This is a genomic window from Thalassovita litoralis, from assembly GCF_900182725.1.
Classification (GTDB): Bacteria; Pseudomonadota; Alphaproteobacteria; order Rhodobacterales; family Rhodobacteraceae; genus Thalassobius; species Thalassobius litoralis.
Genome location: NZ_FXTO01000001.1, coordinates 192,114 through 212,886 on the forward strand (window position 1 = coordinate 192,114; position 20,773 = coordinate 212,886).

A 20,773-nucleotide genomic window follows, 5' to 3' on the forward strand; every position below is an offset into this window, starting at 1 on the left:
TAAACCACCAAAGGACCCGCGATTTGTTTAACGCTTGATCAAAGCGCGGCAGCGCGGACGCGCATATGAGAAGGTGGCCAAGCGCCCAAGCCGAACAACGCCATTATGATCACGCTCAGCAATTCATGGGTGTGTGATCATAATGCGGGCGACAAATGCCCATACAAAATGGGGCGTGGGGAAATGAAAAGCCCCGCGCTGGGCGGGGCTGTTGGTGCATCTGGCGGGCCGGAAACGATGGTTTCGTGGCCTTCATATGGCACCCTCAACCAAGGTGCAGGCTTCCACCCAGAAAGACCCGGCTGGGGTTAGTAGCCGGGTCTTTGCGTTGATGTTTGATCTGATTCCCAAGCTATGCAGTGAAGGTGGGAACCCCGGTTTTGCCTGACGCGGCTTTCCATATTGCGCCAATCAGCTTGTTAGGTATGGTCTCACATTGGCTTTGATATTCCTCGTGATCGGGGCGCAATACAGGGCCAGCCTCAGCCCAGAGAACATGGGCTAGCGCGGCAATACCCGCTGTGCTGGCCGGAACTATTTCCAACATTCTTTCCAAGGCTGCGTCTTTGCGATCCCACAGAGATTGCATTGGCTCACCGTCCCAATCATCAAAATCAGCAAGGCGTAGCCATTCCGCGCTGGCGTGATGCCACTCGTGATAAAGCGGCATGATCGGGTCAACGGGTTCTGCCGACACCGGAAAGGCCAGCGCTACGCCAGAGGCGGGCAAGGCGGTTAGAAGGGTGCGGCGGGACAGGGGGCTTGCGGTGTTGCGGGGGCGTTCGTTTGTCATGCTGCCACCCCGTTCGCTGCGTGATTAGCGGCCCGCAATTCACCCCGAAGCATATCAAGGCGGTGCCAGTCCGAACCGGAAAGCCGATCCTTGCATTCAAGCGCCTGAATGTCCGAGCGGACTTCTGTAGCGGGGCGGGCGTTGGCATGGGCCTTGCGCTGGGCGGCACGATACGCGGCACGGCGTTTCAATTCCGCCCACGCATCAGACAGGGCTTCGGGGAACAGGCTGCGCAGGCGGGACGCGGGCAGGCGCAACACCCACAGTTGCTTGCGGGCAAGCTGCCAAGCAAAGCGGAACAGTTCGGCGCGGTCTATGGTCATGTCTGTTGTCCTTTTGGGTATCTTTGTTATACCTAGGGTATATAAAGCAACGCATAGGGCGTTACAATACCTGAGGTATAACAAAGTATCCAATGGGTCTTAAAACTGTCGAACAATTGAGACAGGCAAGGGCGGCGCTGGGCTGGACCCAAGCCAAGGTTGCCGAAGCGGCAGGGGTATCCTTGCCAACAATCAAACGCCTTGAGAATGGAGCGGGCAATTTAGCAATCAGACTGGAAACCCTTACGAACCTTGAAACCGCGCTCAAATCTCAAGGCATCCAATTCCTTGAAAGCGGTGACGTAGCCACGGGGCCGGGGGTAGCGCTGAGGGTGCAGGAATGACGGAACGGGACGCGCTGGCGATTCACAACGAACGAATGAAGCTGTTGGCGGGCTTTGTGAACGCTATCGGGCTGGGGCTTATCGGCTTTGCCATTTTGCGCCCGCTGACCGACAATATCGTAAACGGGGCTTCATGGGCGTTCTGGGGCTGGGCTATCGTCGGACTCGCAATGCACGGGCTTTCGCACTATATTATGGGCAATATCAGAAAGCAGGTGATGCAATGACGGCTTTTGACATACTTGTTCCCCTTGTGGCGATTGTCTTCGCGTTGGGGGCCGCATGGGTGGCACGTCAGGCAACAAAGCGCTTTGACGAAAAGCACGGCCACCACCACCCGGCAGAGTGATACGGCGCGGCCATTGGGCTTTGAGCGCTTCCCGAAAGAGACATAGAGGCAAAGGGGTGGCTAGTCCGCCCCTTTGTTTTGCGCCCCTACCCGTCCAATCCCTTGGCCGCTTCGCGCTGGGCATCCGCGCGGCTCAACCCCCCGTCATATTCTTGGATAGCGGCCCGTTTCTGTATCAGGTCACGGGCCAGCAATTTCGGAACGGGTTTCCCCAGATAGGTCACACAATCACCGCCTGAGGCGCTGGGCGGCGCTGTGGGGACATCTGGTGGCGCTGGTGGGGCGAAGGGGTTGGGCTGGGCGAACAACGCGCCCAGCGCGTCCCAATCGGACTTAGGCGGCGGTTGCAGCGGAACCGGATGGTGGGTCGGTTTGAATTTTACATCAGGCGATTTCGTTCAGCCCACATTTTATTCAAGCGGGATTGGTGCCTCAGGGGTGTTGGGGTTTGTTAGGTATCTGGCCGTGAAATCAGCTTGTATGTCGGGATGTTTGAGCCATTCCATTCGTCCAAGCGTTTTCCGCAAACGCTACAGTCAAAATGATCCTTATCGCGCACAGGCAACTTCATATTGCCTTTCTCGTACACGGCTCCGCAATCGCATGTCACTTTATTTGTCATGCCCCTAAGATAGGTATTGCCTGCGCTGAAGGCAAATGGAACCCCACTTGAAACCGTGTTCGGTTTACCTGTCCAGCCCCTTGGCCGCTTCGCGCTGGGCATCCGCGCGGCTCAAACCCCCGTCATATTCTTGGATAGCAGCCCGTTCCTGTATCAGGTCACGGGCCAGCCATTTCGGAACGGGTTTCCCCAGATAGGTCACGCATTCACCGCCTGAGGCGCTGGGCGGCGCTGTGGGGGCATCTGGTGGCGCAGGTGGGGCGAAGGGGTTGGGCTGGGCGAACAACGCGCCCAGCGCGTCCCAATCGGACTTAGGCGGCATCTTGGCCCCCGCCCACCGTGTCCAGAATGTCCCGGTTGATCTGATACAGGCGGTGTTTGCCGCCCCCGCTGGACACATGGAAGACCTTGTTGGGCTTGCCGCTGTGATCGACAATGACGCCTTCCGCCTGCAACTCAGCGATGACACTACGGAAATCCAAGCCCGCCAAGATTTCCTTGAGCGGTTCCACCATGAAAAAGTAGGTGCTTTCGGTTTCGCCAATGTCCGGGTCGCCCTCGATCTTTACGAAGCCCATCCGATTCGTAATCACCATCCGGTCGGAACTTGACTTGGCCCAGCGCTGGAAACGGCTGGACCCGTGTAATTGTAAGGTTTCGGCAATGCGGCGGCGGGCCTCTGCAACCTCAGAGGACCCCACGCCGCCGCGTTCTGCCAGCCAATCCGCAAAGCAGCGCTGGGCGGCACTCAGGGCCGCGCCCGCAGGCCATCCCGTCAGGTTCAGCGCCGTAGCAATCTCCCCAGCCGCCGCCACAAGGGCGAACCGATCCGCCACCCTGCGCACCTGTCCATCAGCCCCCGGCGGCAAGCTGCCCTCCACAAACCCTTTGCGAAGCCCGGTCAGGCGTTCGCGGTATTCTGCCAAGTCATTCACCAAAGCGGCCACAAAGGCCCGCCCAGCGCTTCCATAGCAGATGTTTGCCGCCTTCTTCAGGCGCTGGGCAAAACTGGCAGGATCAACTGCGCCGTGGGTATCCTCGAAAATACCCATGCCCGCGCCTGCATCGGCCCGCAGATCAATCACGCGCACTTCCATACCCGCAGCAATGCGGCCCCCGCCTTCCTTGATCTTATCAGCCAGGGCGATTTCACCATTCGATAGGAACAGCACCCGCCATTCCAACACCTTGCGGGCCTGCCCTTCGCGCCCAGCGCGGATTTTACCTTTGCCGTTTGCCAGCATGTAGGCGGCTGAGCCAGCGGCCTTAGCATCCACCTGTGACAGTTCATCCAGACACAGCAGGCTATCGCAGGACATGCCCGCCACGCTTTCCAGCGCGTTATCCGTGGCCCGCCACTGGCGCACAAAGCCGCGCGTGCCGCCGCCGCCCCAGACCGATCCGGCCACCGTCAGGGCCGTGGACTTACCCGAGGATGACGCCCCCCGAAAATGAAAGCCGCCACCCTCATCGCCCGCCAGCGCCAGCAGTGGGGCGGCAAACCCAGCAGCGATTGCCAGAACCAAACGGGAATTGCCCAGCGCCGGGGCGGCAACTTCGGTCTGCCAGTCTTGCAAGGTGCCAGACACGCTAAACGCATGGTCCGGCTTCTCAGCCGTTTGCAATATGACCTGTTCGCCGCCTTCTTTGGATCCGATAGGACCGTCTGGAAGTACAAAAGCTTCGCCGTGCCAACCGACACGGGACACGCAGCGGGCGCGGTCTTCGGGGTCCGAGGTAATCAGGTATTCCAGCAGCCAAGCCTTGGCGTCCCGGCGGGGTTCCAATTCAAACCCGAGCCGGAATAGTTCACTGCGCAGCGGATCACCGGACCCGGCCAGCAAGGCGGAAGGCATAGCCCAAGTATGTGTTACGCCATCCCGATCGACAACGCTTAGCAAGCGGCCCCAATCTTCACCCTCATCATTTCGGGTCAGGGCCATCACGTGCAATTCACTGCCGAAGCGCACCCAGCTTTTCTTGACGCCGCCAGCATCATCTTCGCGCTCTACCTGACGATATACCCCAGTTTCATCTACTTTGAACGGAAACGGGCGCTTGGTCTTCCGGCGCTGGGCGTTTCCGTTCGGCCCAGCGCCACCAGTGGCTTTATTCTTGGCGCTTTCCACAGCGCCGCTAACCGCCTGTTCGATTTTTTTCTTACTCATGAGCCGCACCCCGCAGCACGTCATTGAAATCCGCGCCTTCGGATTGAGGAGCAATCACGGAAACCGCGCGGCCCTCAGCCTCAAACCGCGCTGCCGCATCCTCAGCCGCCGCCAATCCTGCCGGGTCATTGTCAGCCGCGATAACAATCACCTCAGCCACCGGGGGCGGGGGCAGGATCAGCCCCTTTAGCCCGCTTGTGCTGAGGGTGGCCCAGACCGTCAGGCGGGACGCAACACCGATGCTGAGGGCTGTTTCAATGCCCTCGGCTAGAGCGATCACAGGCCGATCCGGCCCAAACCGCACGGCCCCGCCACCACACGCGCCCAGCATCATCTTTGCGCCGCCCTGCAAGTTTGCCTTGCCGGAACCATCGGGCCGTAGATAGGTGCGATGTAAGCCCATTGCTTGACCGTGGGGGCCGCGCAGGCGGGCCACCATTGCCGGGTGATATTCGCCCGTTCCTGAGTGCTTAAGGTTCGGATGGAAGCGCAGGGTGTTGCGCAGCTTGCGGCCCTGCACCTTGATACCCCGGCCTTCCAGATAGGTTTCCGCCGGGGTTCCGGTGATTGGCACCGCCCGCGAAAACAGATCGTCACAATAGCGCTGGGTTTTGGCGCGTTTCTGGCGGCGGGTTTCCCGGTCATGTTCGATTTCCGCCGGGGTGCGTTGCAGGTGGACGCCGTGGCCCTGTACGATATTCCGCGCCCGCAATTCCGTGAAGATGTCAGAGGCGGGACACCCAGCCTTGTGACAGGTCAGCAGGGTGCGGCCCCCGGAATCTTTGACAGACAATCCCCTTTGATCCCGCCGCCCTTCGGCTTGGCATATCGGGCAGGGGGTCAGGCCGTAGTTACCACGCCATTCACCGCCCAGCGCTTGCACAATGTCCTTTGCCTCACTCATCACGCGGCCCCCCGAGAGGTAGGCCCGTGGCCTTCTCATATTCGCAGATAAGCCCTTCGGAACGTGCCTTTGCGGCGAACAGGCGAATTATAGAGTGTAGCGCCAACCCAAAGTCAGAAATTGCGGTTTCTCGACCGCACATCTTATCATATTCCGCAAAAATCTCAGGTTGGGTGAGGGCGTATATCAGGCTGGCAATTTGTTCTAAATCATCAGCCCACATGTCCTTTTCAGTCTTCATTGCCCCACCTCCTGCGAAGTGGCCCCATGAGGGGCAGGCGCTGGGCAAGTGCTCAACGTGTCCAGAATATCCCGGTTGATCTGATACAGGAGGTGTTTGCCGCCCCCGCTGGACACATGGAACACCTTGTTCGGCTTGCCGCCGTGATCGACAATGACGCCTTCCGCCTGCAACTCAGTGACCACACTACGGAAATCCAAGCCTGCCAAGATTTCCTTGAGCGGTTCCACCATGAAAAAGTAGGTGCTTTCGGTTTCGCCAATGTCCGGGTCGCCCTCGATCTTTACGAAGCCCATCCGGTTCGTAATCACCATCCGATCAGAACTGGACTTGGCCCAGCGCTGGAAACGGCTGGACCCGTGTAGCTGCAAGGTTTCGGCAATGCGCCGCTTGGCCTCTGCAACCTCACTGGACCCCACGCCGCCGCGTTCTGCCAGCGCTTCAAGCTGCGCTTCCAGATCGTCAACACGTTCTTGCAATTCGGCTATAGCCTGCATGGCATCGCCCGCCGCCGTGGCTGCATCTTCGATATGGGCGCGGAGCGATTGGCCGTCCCATCCTTCTGCACCGCGCATCATTGCCCCACCTCCTGCGAAGTGGAAGCCACCTTGCGGGCTTCAATCCATTCGCGCAAATCGCCCACGCGATAACGGACGGCGCGGCCAAGCTTGACCATCGGCGGGCCGTCACCGCGCACCGCTGCCACCTCAAGGAAACGCTGGGTCAGCCCGAAGTGGATATGAACCTCAGGCCGCGAAAGCAGTCTGTCATTGGGTAAATTCTCTTGCATTGGTGTTGCTCCTGTTTGCTTGGAAACAGCACCAATTGCGCCTATCCAGCGCTGTTTAGGCAATTCATCTAAAAGGCCCAATAATCCCCAACAAAAGCTATACTGGCCTAAACGTATTCTGGGCGGGGCTATGGGGCATCTGGTGGCGCTGGTGGGGCGGAACGGGTTGGGCTGGGCGAACAACGCGCCCAGCGCGTCCAGATCGAACCTATGAAGCGGGGCGACGAAACCGTATCGGTTTACCTGTCCAGCCCTTTGACCGCTTCACGCTGGGCATCTGCGCGGCTCAAATCCCCGTCATATTCTTGGATAGCGTCCCGTTCCTGTATCAGGTCACGGGCCAGCCACTCCGGAACGTCGGAGGCAGGAATTTCAGGAACTCTCCCCCGAACCGCCGCTTGGGCGGCCTCTTGAGAATTCGCCACAATCGACCTTCGCTTTTGATACTGCGACAAGCTGTTGAATTTATCTGCACTAACGATTTCATATTTCATCAGCACCCCCCTAATCGCTGCCTCAAGCACAAATTCTTTGTCACAGGCGCTGGCATCGTGGCGCAGACGGGCAACTTCACATGCAGCTTCCGTGCGTCCATCTTGCCAGCGTTGACGCGGTGGAGCACCCCGTTGGGGAGGCGTACAAAATTCGCATACAGTCAGAAAAAACATTTCCTCATCATGGTTTTTAGGATCACTCACAAGCTGAGGCTCAGGCCCCAGAAGGCGGGAACATTCAGAGTGAAATATTTTCAACAGCAGGCCGGGCAATGGGTCGCTGGCCGCCCTCAATACAATTGGGGTTTCCTGATCCCATTCAATCGGCAGGCCGGGTTTCACAAAGCCAATCAGAGTTTTGAAGTTTAGGTAGTGGTCCCAGCGAAACCAGAAATCTAGCCCGCGCAATTCATCAAGTGGATAGCTTATAGGCGCAACATCAGGATTAAGCCTGCCTGTAAGGTACTTGATTTCACCCAAATGGTGGTAGCTTTCACTGTTGTTCGCCCAGCGCCTTAAACACTCACCAAGTATAGCCACACCATCCTTGTCAAACTCTATCCATCGGCGGGATGTCGAACCAGCACTCATATTCGCCCTCGCGTGGCGGTCGCACAGTGTCATGTGGGCGGCGGGCCGGGTGCGAAATCCGGCATTCAGCCGCTAAGCCTAGCCGCCCGCTGCGACTATACGCCCAGCGCTGGGCGCGAAGCAAGCACACAACATCTTGTGTTTTGAGTTATGCAAAAAACAGCGATTTTTCGGGTTTTTTGGCAGGTTTTGGCGGATTTTCAGGGGCGGCAAAATCAAGGGTGATATTGCTCTGGGGCTGCACTGAATTGCACAGAGGCGCAAATGCAGGCCGAAAAACGTAACAGCCCGAAATTTCTGTTACTCGTTACGTTCCATTTTGTAACCAGAATTATGATTTAAAATCAGTAACTTGCGGCGAAAAGTAACAGAGTTACAAAGTTACAGGAATTTTGGGTATATATAGAGGTGTGAAAGGAACTAAATGTGCCATCAAACGGCACCATATATTGTGTCCTGCATCCTACCTGTTTTTGCGCAAAGTCACCACCTCAGCGCCGCTTTCCGGCCCGCGCATCGCGTCCGAAATCCGGCCTGCGATCTGGTCAGCAGCGGCCCGTTGCGGATCGTCTGAAAGGTGTGCATAGCGCTGCGTGGTTTTGGTTTCCCGGTGGCCCAGTAGCGCCCCAATCATCGGCAAAGAAAACCCGCCAGCTACCGCGATGGAAGCGAAGGCATGGCGCAGGTCATGCAAGCGCAGACCTTCCAGCCCAGCAGCTTGCCGAATTACGCCCCACGGCCCTTTGATATTCACAAGCGGAACCTCTGGGTCAGAACCATTCCCGCCCCGGATCACATATCCCTTGCCGTCCTCGGGGCATTCAGCAGCCGCCAGAATCTCAAGCGCCGGGGCAGGAAGCTGGATCACCTTCTTACCTGTCTTGGAGTCCGGCAGGCTCGCACGGCCATTGCCTGCGTCGATGTATTCCCACCGAAGCCCAAGGATTTCCCCGACCCGTGCACCCGTGAAAATCAGCAGGCGGATTGCGCGGATTGCCTGATGGTTCACCTGCGCCAGACGTTCCTTGCCATCAGCCGCAGCTATGCGCAGCGGTTCCCGTTCGGCCTGCGCCAATATATCGCCCAGCCGTTGGAACTCAGCCCCGGTCAAAAAGCGTTCGCGTGACTGTTCTTTGAAGCGTTCAACATTCTTGCACGGGTTTGAGCCATCCGGGCGCATCCCCCAGACCTCTGCAAGCCCAAAGGCTTTGGAGAGAACCGCAAGCGCCCGATTGGCTTGGTATGGTGTTTTCGCGTTCGCATTGTGAAATCGCGCCACATCGCCAACGGTCACATCTGCAACCTTAATCTTGCCCAGCGCTGGGCGAATGACATTGTTCACCAACAAAGCCGCATTCTTGGCCGTGCTGCCCTTGTTCTTTTTCCCCACGTGGTCAGACAAATACAGGTCTAGCAAATCACCAACCGTAGGCGCGTTGCGTAAGTCAGCTTTTGCGCCCGCCGGATCACCCCCGGCGGCTACGTCAGACGCCCAGCGCCGCGCAGCTTCTCGGGCTTGATCTGGGGTCAGTGTTCCATGAGCGCCGATCACCGCCCAGCGCACCCGGCCCGAACGCCCACCGCCAACGCGGTATTTCAAAACGTAGGTTTTGCGCCCGGAAGGGGCCACGCGAACGCCAAAGCCTGAAATCTCAGCATCCCACACTACAAAGCGATTATCGCGGGGTTTGAGCGCATCCACGGCCCGCTTTGTCAGCTTCACCTTGTCAGTCATAACTTCCCCCATCTTGGCTACCACCGGGCTACCACCGATTGCCGTTTGGCTACCACCGGGCTACCACGCGGGATGCAACCCGGTGCAACCCCATGCAACTCAAATAGCCATTTCACGCTTTAAAAACAAGGTTATATGCAAGCCCATGCAACTCAGTGCAACACCAAGGAAATAGTGAACCCACAGACTTTTAATCAGTGGGTCGCAGGTTCGAATCCTGCACGGCTCACCACTTTATCCTTGAAGTTCAATGGATTACGCACCGCGCCTTCGGGCGCGGTTCGCGTTTGTGCATTTGCCGGAAGCAATACGGAAGCAATGTGACAAGGAAAAATCGGCGGTGGGCATGATGCAAACGCACCACACCCGAATCGACGCATGGTTTTAGCAGCGGCAGTTCAGGCCCAAGTTGTCGTTGCTGCCGCATAGACGGGTATTGCTCGGTCTGGTCAAACCCGCACGGGCGCGAATGCGACGCCAAGGCTTTTGCAGGTTCACCAAGGGCTGGCCCGCAACGTCGCCAAGGATCACGTAGGGGTTCCCCTCTTCGCGGGGCAGGTCCAGCAGAATGTCATAGGCTTCACGGGGCAGAGGAATGCGGCGACGCCCGGTCTTACTGTCGGGTAATTCCAAATGGTGGCTTGTCACATAGCCCCAGCGCAGCGTCAGAATCTCGTTGAGGCGGCATCCCGTGTAAATCAGCAAGAGGATAGCGGAAACCACGTAAAGGCTCTCTGTACCCTCTTCCAGCGATTCTGCGAGGACTTCGCCAAGGCGGATTTGCTCGTCGTTCGAGAGATAGCGTTTCTTCTCTTCCTCGCGGAACTTCTTGATACGGCGCGCCGGGTTCGATCCGGCCTGACGCAATCCCCAATCCTCCGCCAAGTTGAACAACTTCGACAACATGCTAGCCGCACGGTTGGCTTGATAGGGCGTGCTGCGTAACCCGTGGTGAAACGCCACCACATCGGCGCGGGTCACTTCTGCAATCGCGATAGGGCCGAGCTTGGGCCGGATGAAACGGCGAATGATGCTCTGGTAGTCTTTCGCAGTGGTCGGCTTGCAATGTTGATCGACATATTCTTCCAAGAACCGATCACAGAGGCCCCCGACCGTAGGGGCGTGGCGCTTGGCTTGTCTTTGGGCCGAGGGATCGTCACCGCGCGCGACGGAGGCGAGAAGCTGCTTTGCCTCGCGTCGGGCTTCGTCGGTGGTGAGGACGCCATGTTGACCGATGGTAACGCGCCGTGTGCGCCGCCCGGCCCGATACTGCACGAGGTAGGTCTTCTTGCCGGAAGGATAGATTCGCACGCCAAAGCCGCGCACTTCACGATCCCAAATGAGATAGTCCTTCCCTTCGATTTCAAACCCCTCGACGGACCTCTTGGTCAGCTTGAACATTTCCAGAACACCCCTTGCTTCCGTTTTGCTTCCGGAAGCTATACGGAAGCAAATTGCAGTGACTTATGGCGTAACTGATGAAACGCGGGCGCGCATGAATGCAAGACAAATAATTGATTACAATGTATTTTTCGTAATACAGAGAAATTTGGCGAAATGTGTAAAAATCGACCTGACCGTTCTTTTAATCAGTGGGTCGCAGGTTCGAATCCTGCACGGCTCACCACTGTTTCTCTAAAGAGATCAAGATGATGAAGGCCGCCCGACAGGGCGGCCATCGTCTTACTTGATGACTTCCCCAATTCCAATTCACGTCTTGCTTCAGGTATGCGGATGCAGCAGCAACCGCCCGGCACAACCACTATCGTGCAAATCACGCGTAGCCAGTTTCGCCGTTTCATGAATGACATATCAGTGCCGCGGGCAGCCCCGGCATTAGTAGCATAATCCTGCATCGCCTTTGAACAGCGTGACTACCAGACCGCAGCCCTGCCCAATGCCAATTGGAGGCGCATGGATTTTCCCGCGCCCCAACACAGCCATTTCCGCCGCTTTCAAAACCCCGAAAATTCTGCCTGAAAACAACAAAGGCGCCCGAAGGCGCCTTGTTTTATTGGTCGGAGTGAGAGGATTCGAACCTCCGGCCCCTGCCTCCCGAAGACAGTGCTCTACCAGGCTGAGCTACACTCCGACACTGAGGACGCCGATTATACTTCGCGCCGGGTATTTGCAAGGGGATAAAATGGATTTTCCCCGGAAACCCGGCACTTGTTTCCCCGACAGCAAGCGCGCATCTTTCGCGGCGGAGGGATCATGACCACGACAACCGATCTTCTGGCCGCTCTTGGCGGCATTGGCATGTTTCTGTTGGGGATGGAAACCATGACGGCGGCGCTGCGGGCGCTGGCCGGTGGGCAATTGCGCAATCTGCTGGCGCGCGTCACCACCTCGTCCCTGCGCGGGGTGCTGACCGGGGCGGGGGTTACGGCGGTGATACAATCCTCTAGTGCGACCACGGTGATGACCGTGGGGTTTGTCGGGGCCGGGTTATTAAGCCTGCATCAGGCCGTGGGTATCCTGCTGGGCGCAAATATCGGCACCACGGCAACCGGCTGGCTGGTGACGCTGCTGGGGTTCAAGCTGGCCTTGGGCAAAGTCGCCATGATGGCGCTGTTGCCTGCGGCTTTGGCGATGCTGTTAGGACAAGGCACAATCGAACGGGTTGGGCGGTTGCTGGCCGGGTTGTGCCTGCTGCTGATTGGCTTGGAAATGATGCAGGACGGGGTTGGCAACGCCACCGACCTGTTGACCCCGGATATGATCCCGTCGGGCGGCATCTGGGGGAATGTCCTGCTGATCGGAATCGGACTGGCAGTAACCGTGGTGATCCAATCCTCCAGCGCGGCGGTGGCACTGGCGTTGGTTTTTCTGTCGTCGGGGACGATCAGCGTGATGCAGGCCGCGATGATGGTGGTGGGGATGAATATCGGCACCACATTCACGGCCATTCTGGCATCCCTGGGCGGGTCGCGTGTAATGCGGCAGGCGGCGGTGGCAAATCTGGTGTTCAACTTGGGGACTGCTGCGCTGGCGGTTCCGTTGTTGCTGTTTGTGAAAAGTGGCTTGGAACAAATCAGCCTTAGCGCCGGGCCATTAACGGCGCTTTTGCTTTTTCACACCGGGTTCAACATATTTGGGACGGCGCTGTTTTTGCCGATCACACGCCAATTGGTGACATTGGTACGCCGTTGGGTGCCAGACCCGGATGGCGCAGACAGCTTGCGGCCTGATCCTGCGCTGCTCAAAGACAGGGCAATGGCGCTGATGGCGGCACATCAATCCGCCCGACAGATTGCCGAGCATTTGTTTACCGCGTTAGGCAAGGCGTTGGATGATGCACCGGATTATCGCCCAATCTCTACGCTGGCGTTCTCTCTGCCACCGGCCTTGGATGATTTGGGCGATTTTCTGGCCCGCCTTCCGGGCGCAAAAGATGATAAAGCTGACGCTTATTCAGCGCTACTGCATGAAACCGATCACCTGCGGCGCTTGGTCATCCGGGCGCAACAGACATCAGCCATGCCCATTTTGCTGTCTGACAAAGTTTTACGGCGCCCCACGCGATTGCTGGCCGCGCTATTATGCCAAGCCGGGCAGGATGGGTTGAAATCGCTGGACCCGGCGCGCCTGAATCGGCTGGAACGCCTGCTGGAAACGCGCACGAACCGGCACCGGCGCGCAATGCTGCTGGGCGAACATGTGGGTTTGTATTCAGTTCGGGATGTTTTCCAGCACACGGATGCAATGCGGTGGCTGCAACGGGTGCTGCATCATACGCAGCGGATCGGGGATTACGACCGGATAGCCGACCCCGCAAAGCGGGACCGGGCCGCGAAGCCCGATCCCAACGTGTGATTACAGGCTGGCGTCAGCGCTGCGACGATTGCATCGCCCATTTCCGAGGTCGAAACCGGCTGCACGCCTTCTTCGCCCAACAGGTCGGCGGTGCGAACACCATCGGCCAGCACTTTTTCCACGGCCTTTTCCAGACGATCCGCTTCGGCACCCTGATCAAAGGAATAGCGCAGCGCCATTGCAAAGCTCAGCACACAAGCAATCGGGTTTGCCTTGCCCTGACCGGCAATATCCGGGGCGGAACCGTGTACCGGCTCGTACAGGGCTTTGGGGCGACCATTGGACATCGGTGCGCCCAAGCTGGCCGAGGGCAGCATCCCCAGCGATCCGGTCAGCATCGCAGCCGCATCCGACAGCAGGTCGCCAAACAGGTTATCGGTCACGATCACATCAAACTGTTTGGGCCAGCGGCAAAGCTGCATCGCGCCCGCGTCAGCATACATGTGCGACAGTTCCACGTCCGCGTATTCTTCGTCATGCACCTTTTGGACGACTTCGCGCCACAGGATGCCCGATTCCATCACATTGGCCTTCTCCATCGAGCAGACCTTGTTGCCGCGACGACGGGCCAGTTCAAAGGCCGAGCGCGCAACACGTTCGATTTCCGATTCCGTGTAACGCTGGGTGTTGATGCCCACGCGTTCGTTACCTTCTTCGAAAATACCGCGCGGTTCACCGAAATAGATGCCCGAGGTCAGTTCGCGCACGATCATGATATCCAGACCGGCCACCACGTCCTTTTTCAGCGACGAGAAGTCAGCCAGTGCATCAAAGCACTGTGCCGGACGCAAGTTGGCGTACAGGTCCATTTCCTTGCGCAGGCGCAGCAGGCCGCGTTCGGGTTTTACGCTGAAATCCAGATTGTCGTAGGCCGGGCCGCCCACAGCACCCAGCAGAACCGCATCCACCGATTGCGCCTGTTCCATCGTTTCATCGGTCAGCGGGGTGCCATGCGCATCATAGCTGCACCCACCAACCAGCCCCTCGCTGACATCAAAGGTCAGATCGCGCTTTGCACCGTACCAGTCGATGATTTTGCGCACTTCGGCCATGACTTCGGGGCCGATCCCGTCACCGGGCAGAATAAGAAGCGAAGGGTTGGTCATGATGGCTGTCCTTACGTGAAAAAACGTTGACCAATCGCCTATCGTCTGACGCGCGAAGGGTCAAGAAATGAAGGGGGCCAGCCATTGTTCCAGCGCCGTCCAAACCAGCGCCACACGCGGGGTATGCCGGGTTGCGGATGGGGCTGCCAGCCACACTGGCAGCGGCGGTATGTCAAATCCCAAATCCAGCGTCCGGATCATCGGATCGCGCCGGATCAGCATTTCCTGCATGAATCCAATCCCACATCCCGCCCGCACCAGTTCAAGGTAGGTTGGCTGATCGTCGCATCGCGTTGCAAACCATTCCGGGCTGGCGGTCACGCCCAACGCCTGCATACCCTGCAATATCAGATCACTTTGATCGTACCCCACCAGCGCGTGATCCCTCAGATCATCCACAGATTGCGGCACGCCATGCCGATCCAGATAGGACTGCGCGGCGCACACAGCAATCCTGATCCCGCCCAGATGGCGCGTGACAATATCCAACTGCTGGGGCCGGTACATGCGCACGGCGATGTCCGCCTCTCGGAACAGCAGGTTATCGGTGCTGTCGGTGGCAACCAGTTCAATCGCAATCGTCGGATAATCCTGCCGAAGTGCGGCAATCACAGACGGCAGGATATACTGTGCCACGACCTGACTGGCCGTGATCCGCACAGTCCCCGACAGGTCTGCATCCCGCCCCGCCACTGTCAGGTCAATGTCACGCATCGCGGCCTGCATCTTACGCGCGTGTGGTAGAATGGCCTGCCCATGCGCTGACAACGCCAAACCGCGGGCATGACGTGTAAACAGGCTGGCATTCAGGTTTTGCTCTAACTGGCGAATCTGACGCCCCAGCGTGGGCTGGCTTTGCCCGGTCCGGCGTGCCGCAGCAGACAATGACCCACAATCAGCCACAGCCAGAAATGCCTGTATCAATGCCCAGTCAGAAGCAAAAGACTTATCCATTCAAAAATGAATACATAATACTTATTTTTAGGCAATATCCATTCATATCAGTCAGTCATAGCTTGTACCTCACAACACAGGTGAAGGAGGTGGTTATGCCGAAAACAGTTTTGATTCTTGGGGCATCAGGCCGGTTCGGGCGCAACTGTGCCGATGCTTTCGCGGCCTCTGGCTGGCAGGTGCGTCGGTTTGATCGAGCGCGGGACAATTTGATGCAAAAAGCACAAGACGCAGATGTGATCGTGGCCGGGTGGAACCCGGCATATCCCGACTGGGCCGATCAGGTTCCCAAGCTACACGATCAGATCATTCAGGCCGCGCTGACTGCTGATGCCACGGTAATCCTGCCCGGTAATGTTTATGTCTTTGGGGCGGATACCCCCGCACCGTGGGGCGCAGATACCCCACATCAGGCGCATAACCCGCTGGGCATGATCCGCCGCAGGATGGAAGCCGCCTATCGCAAGGCCGGAGTGAAAACCATCCTTCTGCGGGCTGGGGATTATCTGGATACCACCCCGTCAGGCAACTGGTTCGACATGATGATGGCAAAAACCCTGCCCAAAGGGGCGCTGACCTATCCCGGCAATCCCGATCTGGATCATGCTTGGGCTTTTCTGCCAGATCTGGCCCGCGCCGCTGTTGCGCTGTCAGAACAGCGGGATCAGCTTCGCCGGTACGAGGACATTCCATTCCCCGGCTATACGTTGTCCGGGCGGCAAATAACCACGCTGTTGACCGAAACGCTGCAACGCCCGGTGAAAATCCGCAAAATGGCGTGGTTGCCCCTGCATTTTCTGCGGCCCTTCATGCGACTAATTCCGCCCCTGTTCGAGATGCGATACCTATGGAACACCCCGCACAGCCTGACCGGCACACGTTTCAATGAACTGTTGCCCGACTTTCACCCAACCCCACCAAAGCAGGCATTGGCGGCGGCGGTTGCGCATTTGCACCTAACATAAGATCAACCCAGACCAGCCGGTGACGGCTGGCCTGTTCGGCGCGGGGCGTATCGGCCACCCCCGCCCCGGTCACAGCCAAATCACGCGATGGCAGCGCATAATCCACCCGCATCCACCCCAGTCCCAAATCTTGCCAATCCACCGTGGGCCGGTCCGGCAGCGGGTCTGTCAGACGCGGGTGGGTCAACAAGGCACGAATCGCAGCCTTGCGCCCGTCGCCCTTGGCGGGGTCGTTGTTCGCATCCCCCAACAGAACCAGCGGACCCGCCATTTGGGCGATCTTATGCGCCCAGAATAGCAACTGATCCTGATTGCGCAGACCATTCCGATCTTCCGGCCCGTCAAAAACCGGCGGCGCGGCGTGAAACGCCAGTACGGTCAACGGCCCTGCTCCCGTGCGAACCCGCACCCGCCACGCCCCGACAGCGGCCAGACGCAGCCCTGCCACATCACCCCATGCCTGTGTGATCGCAGCCGGGTCCGTCCACGCCATATCCCGCCATAAAAGCGGCGAATAATCCTCTGTTTCCTCGAACGGGTAGCGGGACAGCAAAAGCATCCCCCCTTGCCCGGCAAAACGGCCAAAACCCTGCGCATCGGCTGGTCCCCAACGGCGTCCGTCGGCATTCAAATCATACCCGGTGGGCAACCCGGCATTCGGCGCAAAGGCAAGCATATGCGGAAAGACATGCCCGGCATCCGCAATCAGGGCGCTCAGCGCTTTGGCCGTGGCAAGCCGTCTGTCGTAATCAATGTTTTGCAGCAGCAGAATATCGGGATGCGCTGCGGCAATCACTTGCGCCACGGCCAACGCCTGCGAATCGCCCCGCCGGATGTCACGCAGCAACAAACCGGGACCATCACGCGATAATTCAGTATTGTATGTCGCCACCCGGATCGACCCCGCCCAAACAGGTAGGGCCGCGAACACAAGGACAATCAGGTAGCCTGCAAGCCCTGTTCCTCTGCCTCGGCATAGGCGCGGCGGCGTTTTTCTTCGATCATGTCCGCCACACGCCCAATGGCGATGCCGCGCATGATCATAGAGGCGGGAACCAAGGCCCATGCTGTCATTGTCCAAATCAGCGTTTGCGAATGGGCCAATGAAATCGGATCAACCAGCGTCGATGCCAGTTTGACAATGGCCGGGATCAAGAATGGCAGCAAAAACCCTAATGCAATGTTAACGCGTGCGTCCCGATACAGGCGCGACAGCACATCCCCCCTTGTCGGATCGAACACTGGCAAATTGATCCAGACATTGAACGCCCCGTTCCGGGCAGGCCATCCCAGAAAACGCACATACAAGATAAAGATGAACATCATCACCAAAGACACAAAATAGGCCAATCCAGCGGCACTGCGCACGTCTGAAATCAGTTCCTTGGGGGCATTGACCGGCATCATCAGCACAATCAGACGAACCGGCGAATACGGGAAATCAATCGTATTCCCCAACAGTCGCCCGATTGCAGTCAGACCTTGGCTCAGCTCTGTCGGATGAATCTTGCCACGGGCGATGATCGTCAGGACCATAACCAACAAAAACACAGCCCCGAACCGCAGCCGATTAAATGGCGGCGCATAGCGGAACTCAACCATCGATGGGAATTCGCTGTTGTATTCCAAGAAGGTAAGGATCGCAGCCGCCGATGTCAGGATCATCAGCAGCGCCAACGAATCCGACAGCGTTCCGGGCAGGAACACCGATGGCAAAGCCACCAGAACAGCCACAAGGAACGCGCGAAACACCGCGCCTACAAATCGTTCGATCACTGTCTCGATCCCTTCAAACTGGCCGGTCGCGATACGATGCCGCGCCCTGTGTCCAACTTGATCCCGCTCTTTATGGCGGTATGCCTCAATATTGCCCAAATGTTGCCTTCTTTCGAATCCTGAGACAAGCGATAGAGCAGTAAAAACCAACGATTGAGGCTAAAACGTGGCAAATGTGGTGCGAGTTTGCATCAAGCCCGCGAAGCGCCGCCACAAGGTTTTCGACACACCGCAAGATATTGCGATCTGCCATACCCCCTATACCAGAGCCGCTTTTGCTAATTCATCAGTTTCAGCAACGCCGACAAAGGGTTAGCGCTGTTTTCCAACCCTAAAAACGCAAAAGGCCGCCCAAAAGGCGGCCCCTGCCATAGCAATGGACAAACCCGGATCAGGCCCGGATCAGACCCAGGGACGTTCTGCCGCCATACGATTTTCAAAGGTCGCAATCGACGCCGCTTTTTCCATCGTCAGGCCGATGTCATCCAGACCGTTCAGAAGGCAATGTTTCTTGAACGCGTCGACGTCAAACTTGATCACCTCACCATCCGAAGCGGTGATTTCCTGCGCGTCCAGATCAACGGTCACACGGGCGTTTTCACCCTTTTCCGCGTCCTTCATCAACAGGTCGACCTGTTCTTGCGGCAGCACAATCGGCAACATCCCGTTCTTAAAACAGTTGTTAAAGAAGATGTCCGCGAAAGAGGTCGAGATCACGACCTTGATGCCGAAATCAGCCAGCGCCCAAGGGGCATGTTCACGGGACGACCCGCAACCGAAGTTATCCCCAGCAACCAGAATTTCCGACTTGCGATACGCCGGTTTATTCAGCACGAAATCGGGGTTTTCGCTGCCATCGGTGTTATAGCGCATCTCGTCAAAGGCGTGAACGCCCAGACCCGTCCGCTTGATGGTTTTCAAAAACCCCTTGGGGATGATCATATCGGTGTCGATATTCACCAAAGGCATGGGCGCAGCGATGCCGGTAAACTTGGTAAACTTTTCCATTTTAGTCTCTCCTATCGCACAACACTTGTAGCTTTCGGGGCCTTCGGCGGACAAAGCACCGTATCTGAATGTGGTACAAACACAGCTTTGCGCCAGACAAGCGTTAATAACGATCTTTTACCTTTCGTTCATCAGAACGGGCATAGGGTGGGCAAAACGCCCACCCGTCCCGATCACATCAGATCACGCACGTCGGTCAGATGACCCGTGATCGCGGCAGCGGCGGCCATTGCGGGGCTAACCAAATGGGTCCGCCCCTTGTAGCCCTGACGCCCTTCGAAGTTGCGGTTCGAGGTCGAAGCGCAACGCTCCCCCTCGGACAACTGGTCGGGGTTCATCGCCAGACACATCGAACAGCCCGCCATGCGCCATTCAAACCCAGCCTCTTTGAAGATATCGGCCAAGCCTTCTTCTTCGGCCTGCGCACGGACCAGACCGGACCCCGGCACGACCATTGCACGCATACCGTCCTTGATCTTCTTGCCTTTCAGGATTTCGGCAGCAGCGCGAAGATCCTCAATCCGGCCATTGGTGCAAGACCCGATGAACACGGTGTCAATCTGGATGTCTGTCAGTTTCTGACCTGCGGTCAGACCCATGTATTCGATCGCGCGCTTGGCGGCTTCGACCTTGCCGCCCTTGAACGATTCCGGTGCCGGAACGACGCCCGAAATCGGCAGCACGTCCTCGGGCGAGGTGCCCCAGGTCACAACAGGTTCGATTTCTTCACCCTTCAGGGTCACGACCTTATCGAAATGCGCGCCTTCGTCGGTGAACAGGGTTTTCCACCACTCCATCGCCTGTTCCCATTGACCGGCTTTCGGCGCGTGGGGGCGGCCCTTGATATATTCAAAGGTGGTTTCGTCCGGTGCAATCAGGCCAGCGCGGGCGCCGCCTTCGATGGCCATGTTACAAACGGTCATGCGGCCTTCCATCGACAGATCGCGGATCGCTTCGCCGCAATATTCGATGACATAGCCGGTGCCGCCACCCGTGCCGGTTTCACCGATCACGGCCAGCGTGATGTCCTTGGCAGTCACGCCCGGCTTCAGCTTGCCGGTGATTTCCACCTTCATGTTCTTGGATTTCTTCTGGATCAGCGTTTGGGTCGCCAGAACGTGTTCCACTTCGGACGTGCCGATACCGTGGGCCAGCGCACCGAATGCGCCGTGGGTTGCTGTATGGCTGTCACCACAAACAACGGTCATGCCCGGCAGGGTCCAGCCCTGTTCGGGGCCAACGATGTGAACGATGCCCTGACGCACATCGGACACCGGGTAATAATGCACGCCGAATTCGCGGGCGTTCTTATCCAGCGCCTCGACCTGAATGCGGGATTCCTCGGTCATCTGGCTGGGGTCTTCACGGCCTGCGGTGGTCGGCACGTTATGGTCCGGCACGGCGATGGTTTTTTCCGGCGAATGCACCTTGCGGCCCGCCATGCGCAGCCCCTCAAAGGCCTGCGGGCTGGTCACTTCGTGAACCAGATGGCGGTCGATATACAGAAGGCAGGTGCCGTCTTCGGATTCGTGGGCAACGTGTGCGTCCCAGATTTTATCATAGAGTGTCTTCGGGGCGGTCATGGTCCTCTCCCGTGGATTGTCTGCATTAAGGTAGATTCAGGGTGTGACAGGGATGGGCGCGCCTTATAGGCGGGCCAGTACGGTGTGCGATGCGCCGTAGAACCGCCAAGGCAGCCGCGCGCGATCATCCATGTCGAAAATCCGTGTCATACTTAGCCAGATACTCTTTCGTTGGGATTCTATCAAGAGGGCGTGAAACCCCCACCGCCGC

Annotated in this window: 22 protein-coding genes, 1 tRNA gene and 1 pseudogene; 5 read left to right on the plus strand and 19 right to left on the minus strand. The window is 58.0% G+C overall.

Features of this window, described 5'->3' with window-relative positions; genetic code table 11:
- Nucleotides 1–352: 352 nt before the first annotated feature.
- Nucleotides 353–793, minus strand: coding sequence for a hypothetical protein (locus tag FN828_RS00925; protein WP_142491502.1), 441 nt, complete (start codon nt 791–793; stop codon nt 353–355).
- Nucleotides 790–1,116: a hypothetical protein gene (locus FN828_RS00930; protein WP_142491503.1), complete on the minus strand. Its 327-nt coding sequence runs from the start codon at nt 1,114–1,116 to the stop codon at nt 790–792. Before FN828_RS00930 ends, FN828_RS00925 begins: the two co-directional genes overlap by 4 nt.
- 92 nt (nt 1,117–1,208) lie before the next feature.
- Here FN828_RS00930 and FN828_RS00935 point away from each other — a divergent pair, with 92 nt between their 5' ends.
- The 3 genes from FN828_RS00935 to FN828_RS20945 are packed head-to-tail and all read left to right on the plus strand — an operon-like array spanning nt 1,209 to nt 1,809.
- On the plus strand, nt 1,209–1,460 hold the full coding sequence (locus FN828_RS00935; protein ID WP_142491504.1) for a helix-turn-helix transcriptional regulator: 252 nt from the start codon (nt 1,209–1,211) through the stop codon (nt 1,458–1,460).
- On the plus strand, nt 1,457–1,687 hold the full coding sequence (locus FN828_RS00940) for a hypothetical protein (protein ID WP_142491505.1): 231 nt from the start codon (nt 1,457–1,459) through the stop codon (nt 1,685–1,687). The genes FN828_RS00935 and FN828_RS00940 overlap by 4 nt, the downstream gene beginning before the upstream one ends.
- Nucleotides 1,684–1,809 (plus strand): hypothetical protein, encoded by a 126-nt coding sequence (locus FN828_RS20945; RefSeq protein WP_268987192.1) that lies wholly within the window; start codon nt 1,684–1,686, stop codon nt 1,807–1,809. Before FN828_RS00940 ends, FN828_RS20945 begins: the two co-directional genes overlap by 4 nt.
- An 86-nt stretch (nt 1,810–1,895) precedes the next feature.
- Here FN828_RS20945 and FN828_RS20435 read toward each other — a convergent pair whose 3' ends face one another.
- The 11 genes from FN828_RS20435 to FN828_RS00990 form a co-directional block, all read right to left on the minus strand.
- Nucleotides 1,896–2,033, minus strand: a complete 138-nt coding sequence (locus FN828_RS20435) for a hypothetical protein (RefSeq protein ID WP_185958895.1) — start codon at nt 2,031–2,033, stop codon at nt 1,896–1,898.
- Between the two features lie 462 nt (nt 2,034–2,495).
- On the minus strand, nt 2,496–2,753 hold the full coding sequence (locus FN828_RS00945; protein ID WP_142491506.1) for a hypothetical protein: 258 nt from the start codon (nt 2,751–2,753) through the stop codon (nt 2,496–2,498).
- Nucleotides 2,743–4,599, minus strand: coding sequence for a DUF927 domain-containing protein (locus FN828_RS00950; protein ID WP_185958896.1), 1,857 nt, complete (start codon nt 4,597–4,599; stop codon nt 2,743–2,745). The genes FN828_RS00945 and FN828_RS00950 overlap by 11 nt, the downstream gene beginning before the upstream one ends.
- A complete protein-coding gene (locus FN828_RS00955) occupies nt 4,592–5,503 on the minus strand; it encodes a DUF7146 domain-containing protein (RefSeq protein ID WP_185958897.1) in 912 nt (303 codons plus the stop codon). The genes FN828_RS00950 and FN828_RS00955 overlap by 8 nt, the downstream gene beginning before the upstream one ends.
- Complete coding sequence (locus FN828_RS00960; RefSeq protein ID WP_142491509.1) at nt 5,496–5,744, minus strand: hypothetical protein; 249 nt, start codon at nt 5,742–5,744, stop codon at nt 5,496–5,498. The genes FN828_RS00955 and FN828_RS00960 overlap by 8 nt, the downstream gene beginning before the upstream one ends.
- Nucleotides 5,741–6,322: a hypothetical protein gene (locus FN828_RS00965; RefSeq protein ID WP_142491510.1), complete on the minus strand. Its 582-nt coding sequence runs from the start codon at nt 6,320–6,322 to the stop codon at nt 5,741–5,743. Before FN828_RS00965 ends, FN828_RS00960 begins: the two co-directional genes overlap by 4 nt.
- Complete coding sequence (locus FN828_RS00970) at nt 6,319–6,534, minus strand: helix-turn-helix transcriptional regulator (RefSeq protein ID WP_142491511.1); 216 nt, start codon at nt 6,532–6,534, stop codon at nt 6,319–6,321. Before FN828_RS00970 ends, FN828_RS00965 begins: the two co-directional genes overlap by 4 nt.
- 239 nt (nt 6,535–6,773) lie before the next feature.
- Nucleotides 6,774–7,619 (minus strand): hypothetical protein, encoded by an 846-nt coding sequence (locus FN828_RS00975; RefSeq protein WP_142491512.1) that lies wholly within the window; start codon nt 7,617–7,619, stop codon nt 6,774–6,776.
- A gap of 463 nt (nt 7,620–8,082) precedes the next feature.
- Nucleotides 8,083–9,354 carry a site-specific integrase gene (locus FN828_RS00980; protein WP_185958898.1) on the minus strand — a complete coding sequence of 424 codons (1,272 nt, stop codon included), beginning with the start codon at nt 9,352–9,354 and terminating at the stop codon, nt 8,083–8,085.
- A gap of 384 nt (nt 9,355–9,738) precedes the next feature.
- Nucleotides 9,739–10,755 (minus strand): tyrosine-type recombinase/integrase, encoded by a 1,017-nt coding sequence (locus FN828_RS00985; protein WP_142491514.1) that lies wholly within the window; start codon nt 10,753–10,755, stop codon nt 9,739–9,741.
- A gap of 614 nt (nt 10,756–11,369) precedes the next feature.
- Nucleotides 11,370–11,446: transfer RNA gene (locus tag FN828_RS00990), tRNA-Pro, on the minus strand.
- 122 nt (nt 11,447–11,568) lie between these two features.
- Here FN828_RS00990 and FN828_RS00995 point away from each other — a divergent pair.
- Nucleotides 11,569–13,170 (plus strand): Na/Pi cotransporter family protein, encoded by a 1,602-nt coding sequence (locus FN828_RS00995; protein ID WP_142491515.1) that lies wholly within the window; start codon nt 11,569–11,571, stop codon nt 13,168–13,170.
- A gap of 14 nt (nt 13,171–13,184) precedes the next feature.
- On the opposite strand, the pseudogene leuB reads toward FN828_RS00995, so the two are convergent.
- Together leuB and FN828_RS01005 are read right to left on the minus strand one after the other, a co-directional pair.
- Nucleotides 13,185–14,276: pseudogene (leuB, locus tag FN828_RS01000) on the minus strand (3-isopropylmalate dehydrogenase); the annotation flags it as partial.
- Nucleotides 14,277–14,336: 60 nt separating this feature from the next.
- Nucleotides 14,337–15,230 carry a LysR family transcriptional regulator gene (locus FN828_RS01005; RefSeq protein ID WP_142491516.1) on the minus strand — a complete coding sequence of 298 codons (894 nt, stop codon included), beginning with the start codon at nt 15,228–15,230 and terminating at the stop codon, nt 14,337–14,339.
- Between the two features lie 95 nt (nt 15,231–15,325).
- On the opposite strand from FN828_RS01005, the gene FN828_RS01010 reads away from it, so the two are divergent.
- Nucleotides 15,326–16,195 carry a Rossmann-fold NAD(P)-binding domain-containing protein gene (locus FN828_RS01010; RefSeq protein ID WP_142491517.1) on the plus strand — a complete coding sequence of 290 codons (870 nt, stop codon included), beginning with the start codon at nt 15,326–15,328 and terminating at the stop codon, nt 16,193–16,195.
- Here FN828_RS01010 and FN828_RS01015 read toward each other — a convergent pair.
- The 4 genes from FN828_RS01015 to leuC all read right to left on the minus strand — a co-directional run bounded on the left by FN828_RS01015 (nt 16,113) and on the right by leuC (nt 20,562).
- The gene (locus tag FN828_RS01015) at nt 16,113–17,087 is read right to left on the minus strand and encodes an endonuclease/exonuclease/phosphatase family protein (protein ID WP_235891365.1); all 975 of its coding nucleotides are present in this window, start codon (nt 17,085–17,087) and stop codon (nt 16,113–16,115) included. The genes FN828_RS01010 and FN828_RS01015 overlap by 83 nt on opposite strands.
- A gap of 47 nt (nt 17,088–17,134) precedes the next feature.
- Nucleotides 17,135–17,971: a hypothetical protein gene (locus tag FN828_RS01020; RefSeq protein WP_235891366.1), complete on the minus strand. Its 837-nt coding sequence runs from the start codon at nt 17,969–17,971 to the stop codon at nt 17,135–17,137.
- A 402-nt stretch (nt 17,972–18,373) separates the two neighbouring features.
- A complete protein-coding gene (gene leuD, locus FN828_RS01025) occupies nt 18,374–18,979 on the minus strand; it encodes a 3-isopropylmalate dehydratase small subunit (RefSeq protein WP_142491519.1) in 606 nt (201 codons plus the stop codon).
- 173 nt (nt 18,980–19,152) lie between these two features.
- The gene (gene leuC / locus FN828_RS01030; protein WP_142491520.1) at nt 19,153–20,562 is read right to left on the minus strand and encodes a 3-isopropylmalate dehydratase large subunit; all 1,410 of its coding nucleotides are present in this window, start codon (nt 20,560–20,562) and stop codon (nt 19,153–19,155) included.
- Nucleotides 20,563–20,773: the final 211 nt, after the last annotated feature.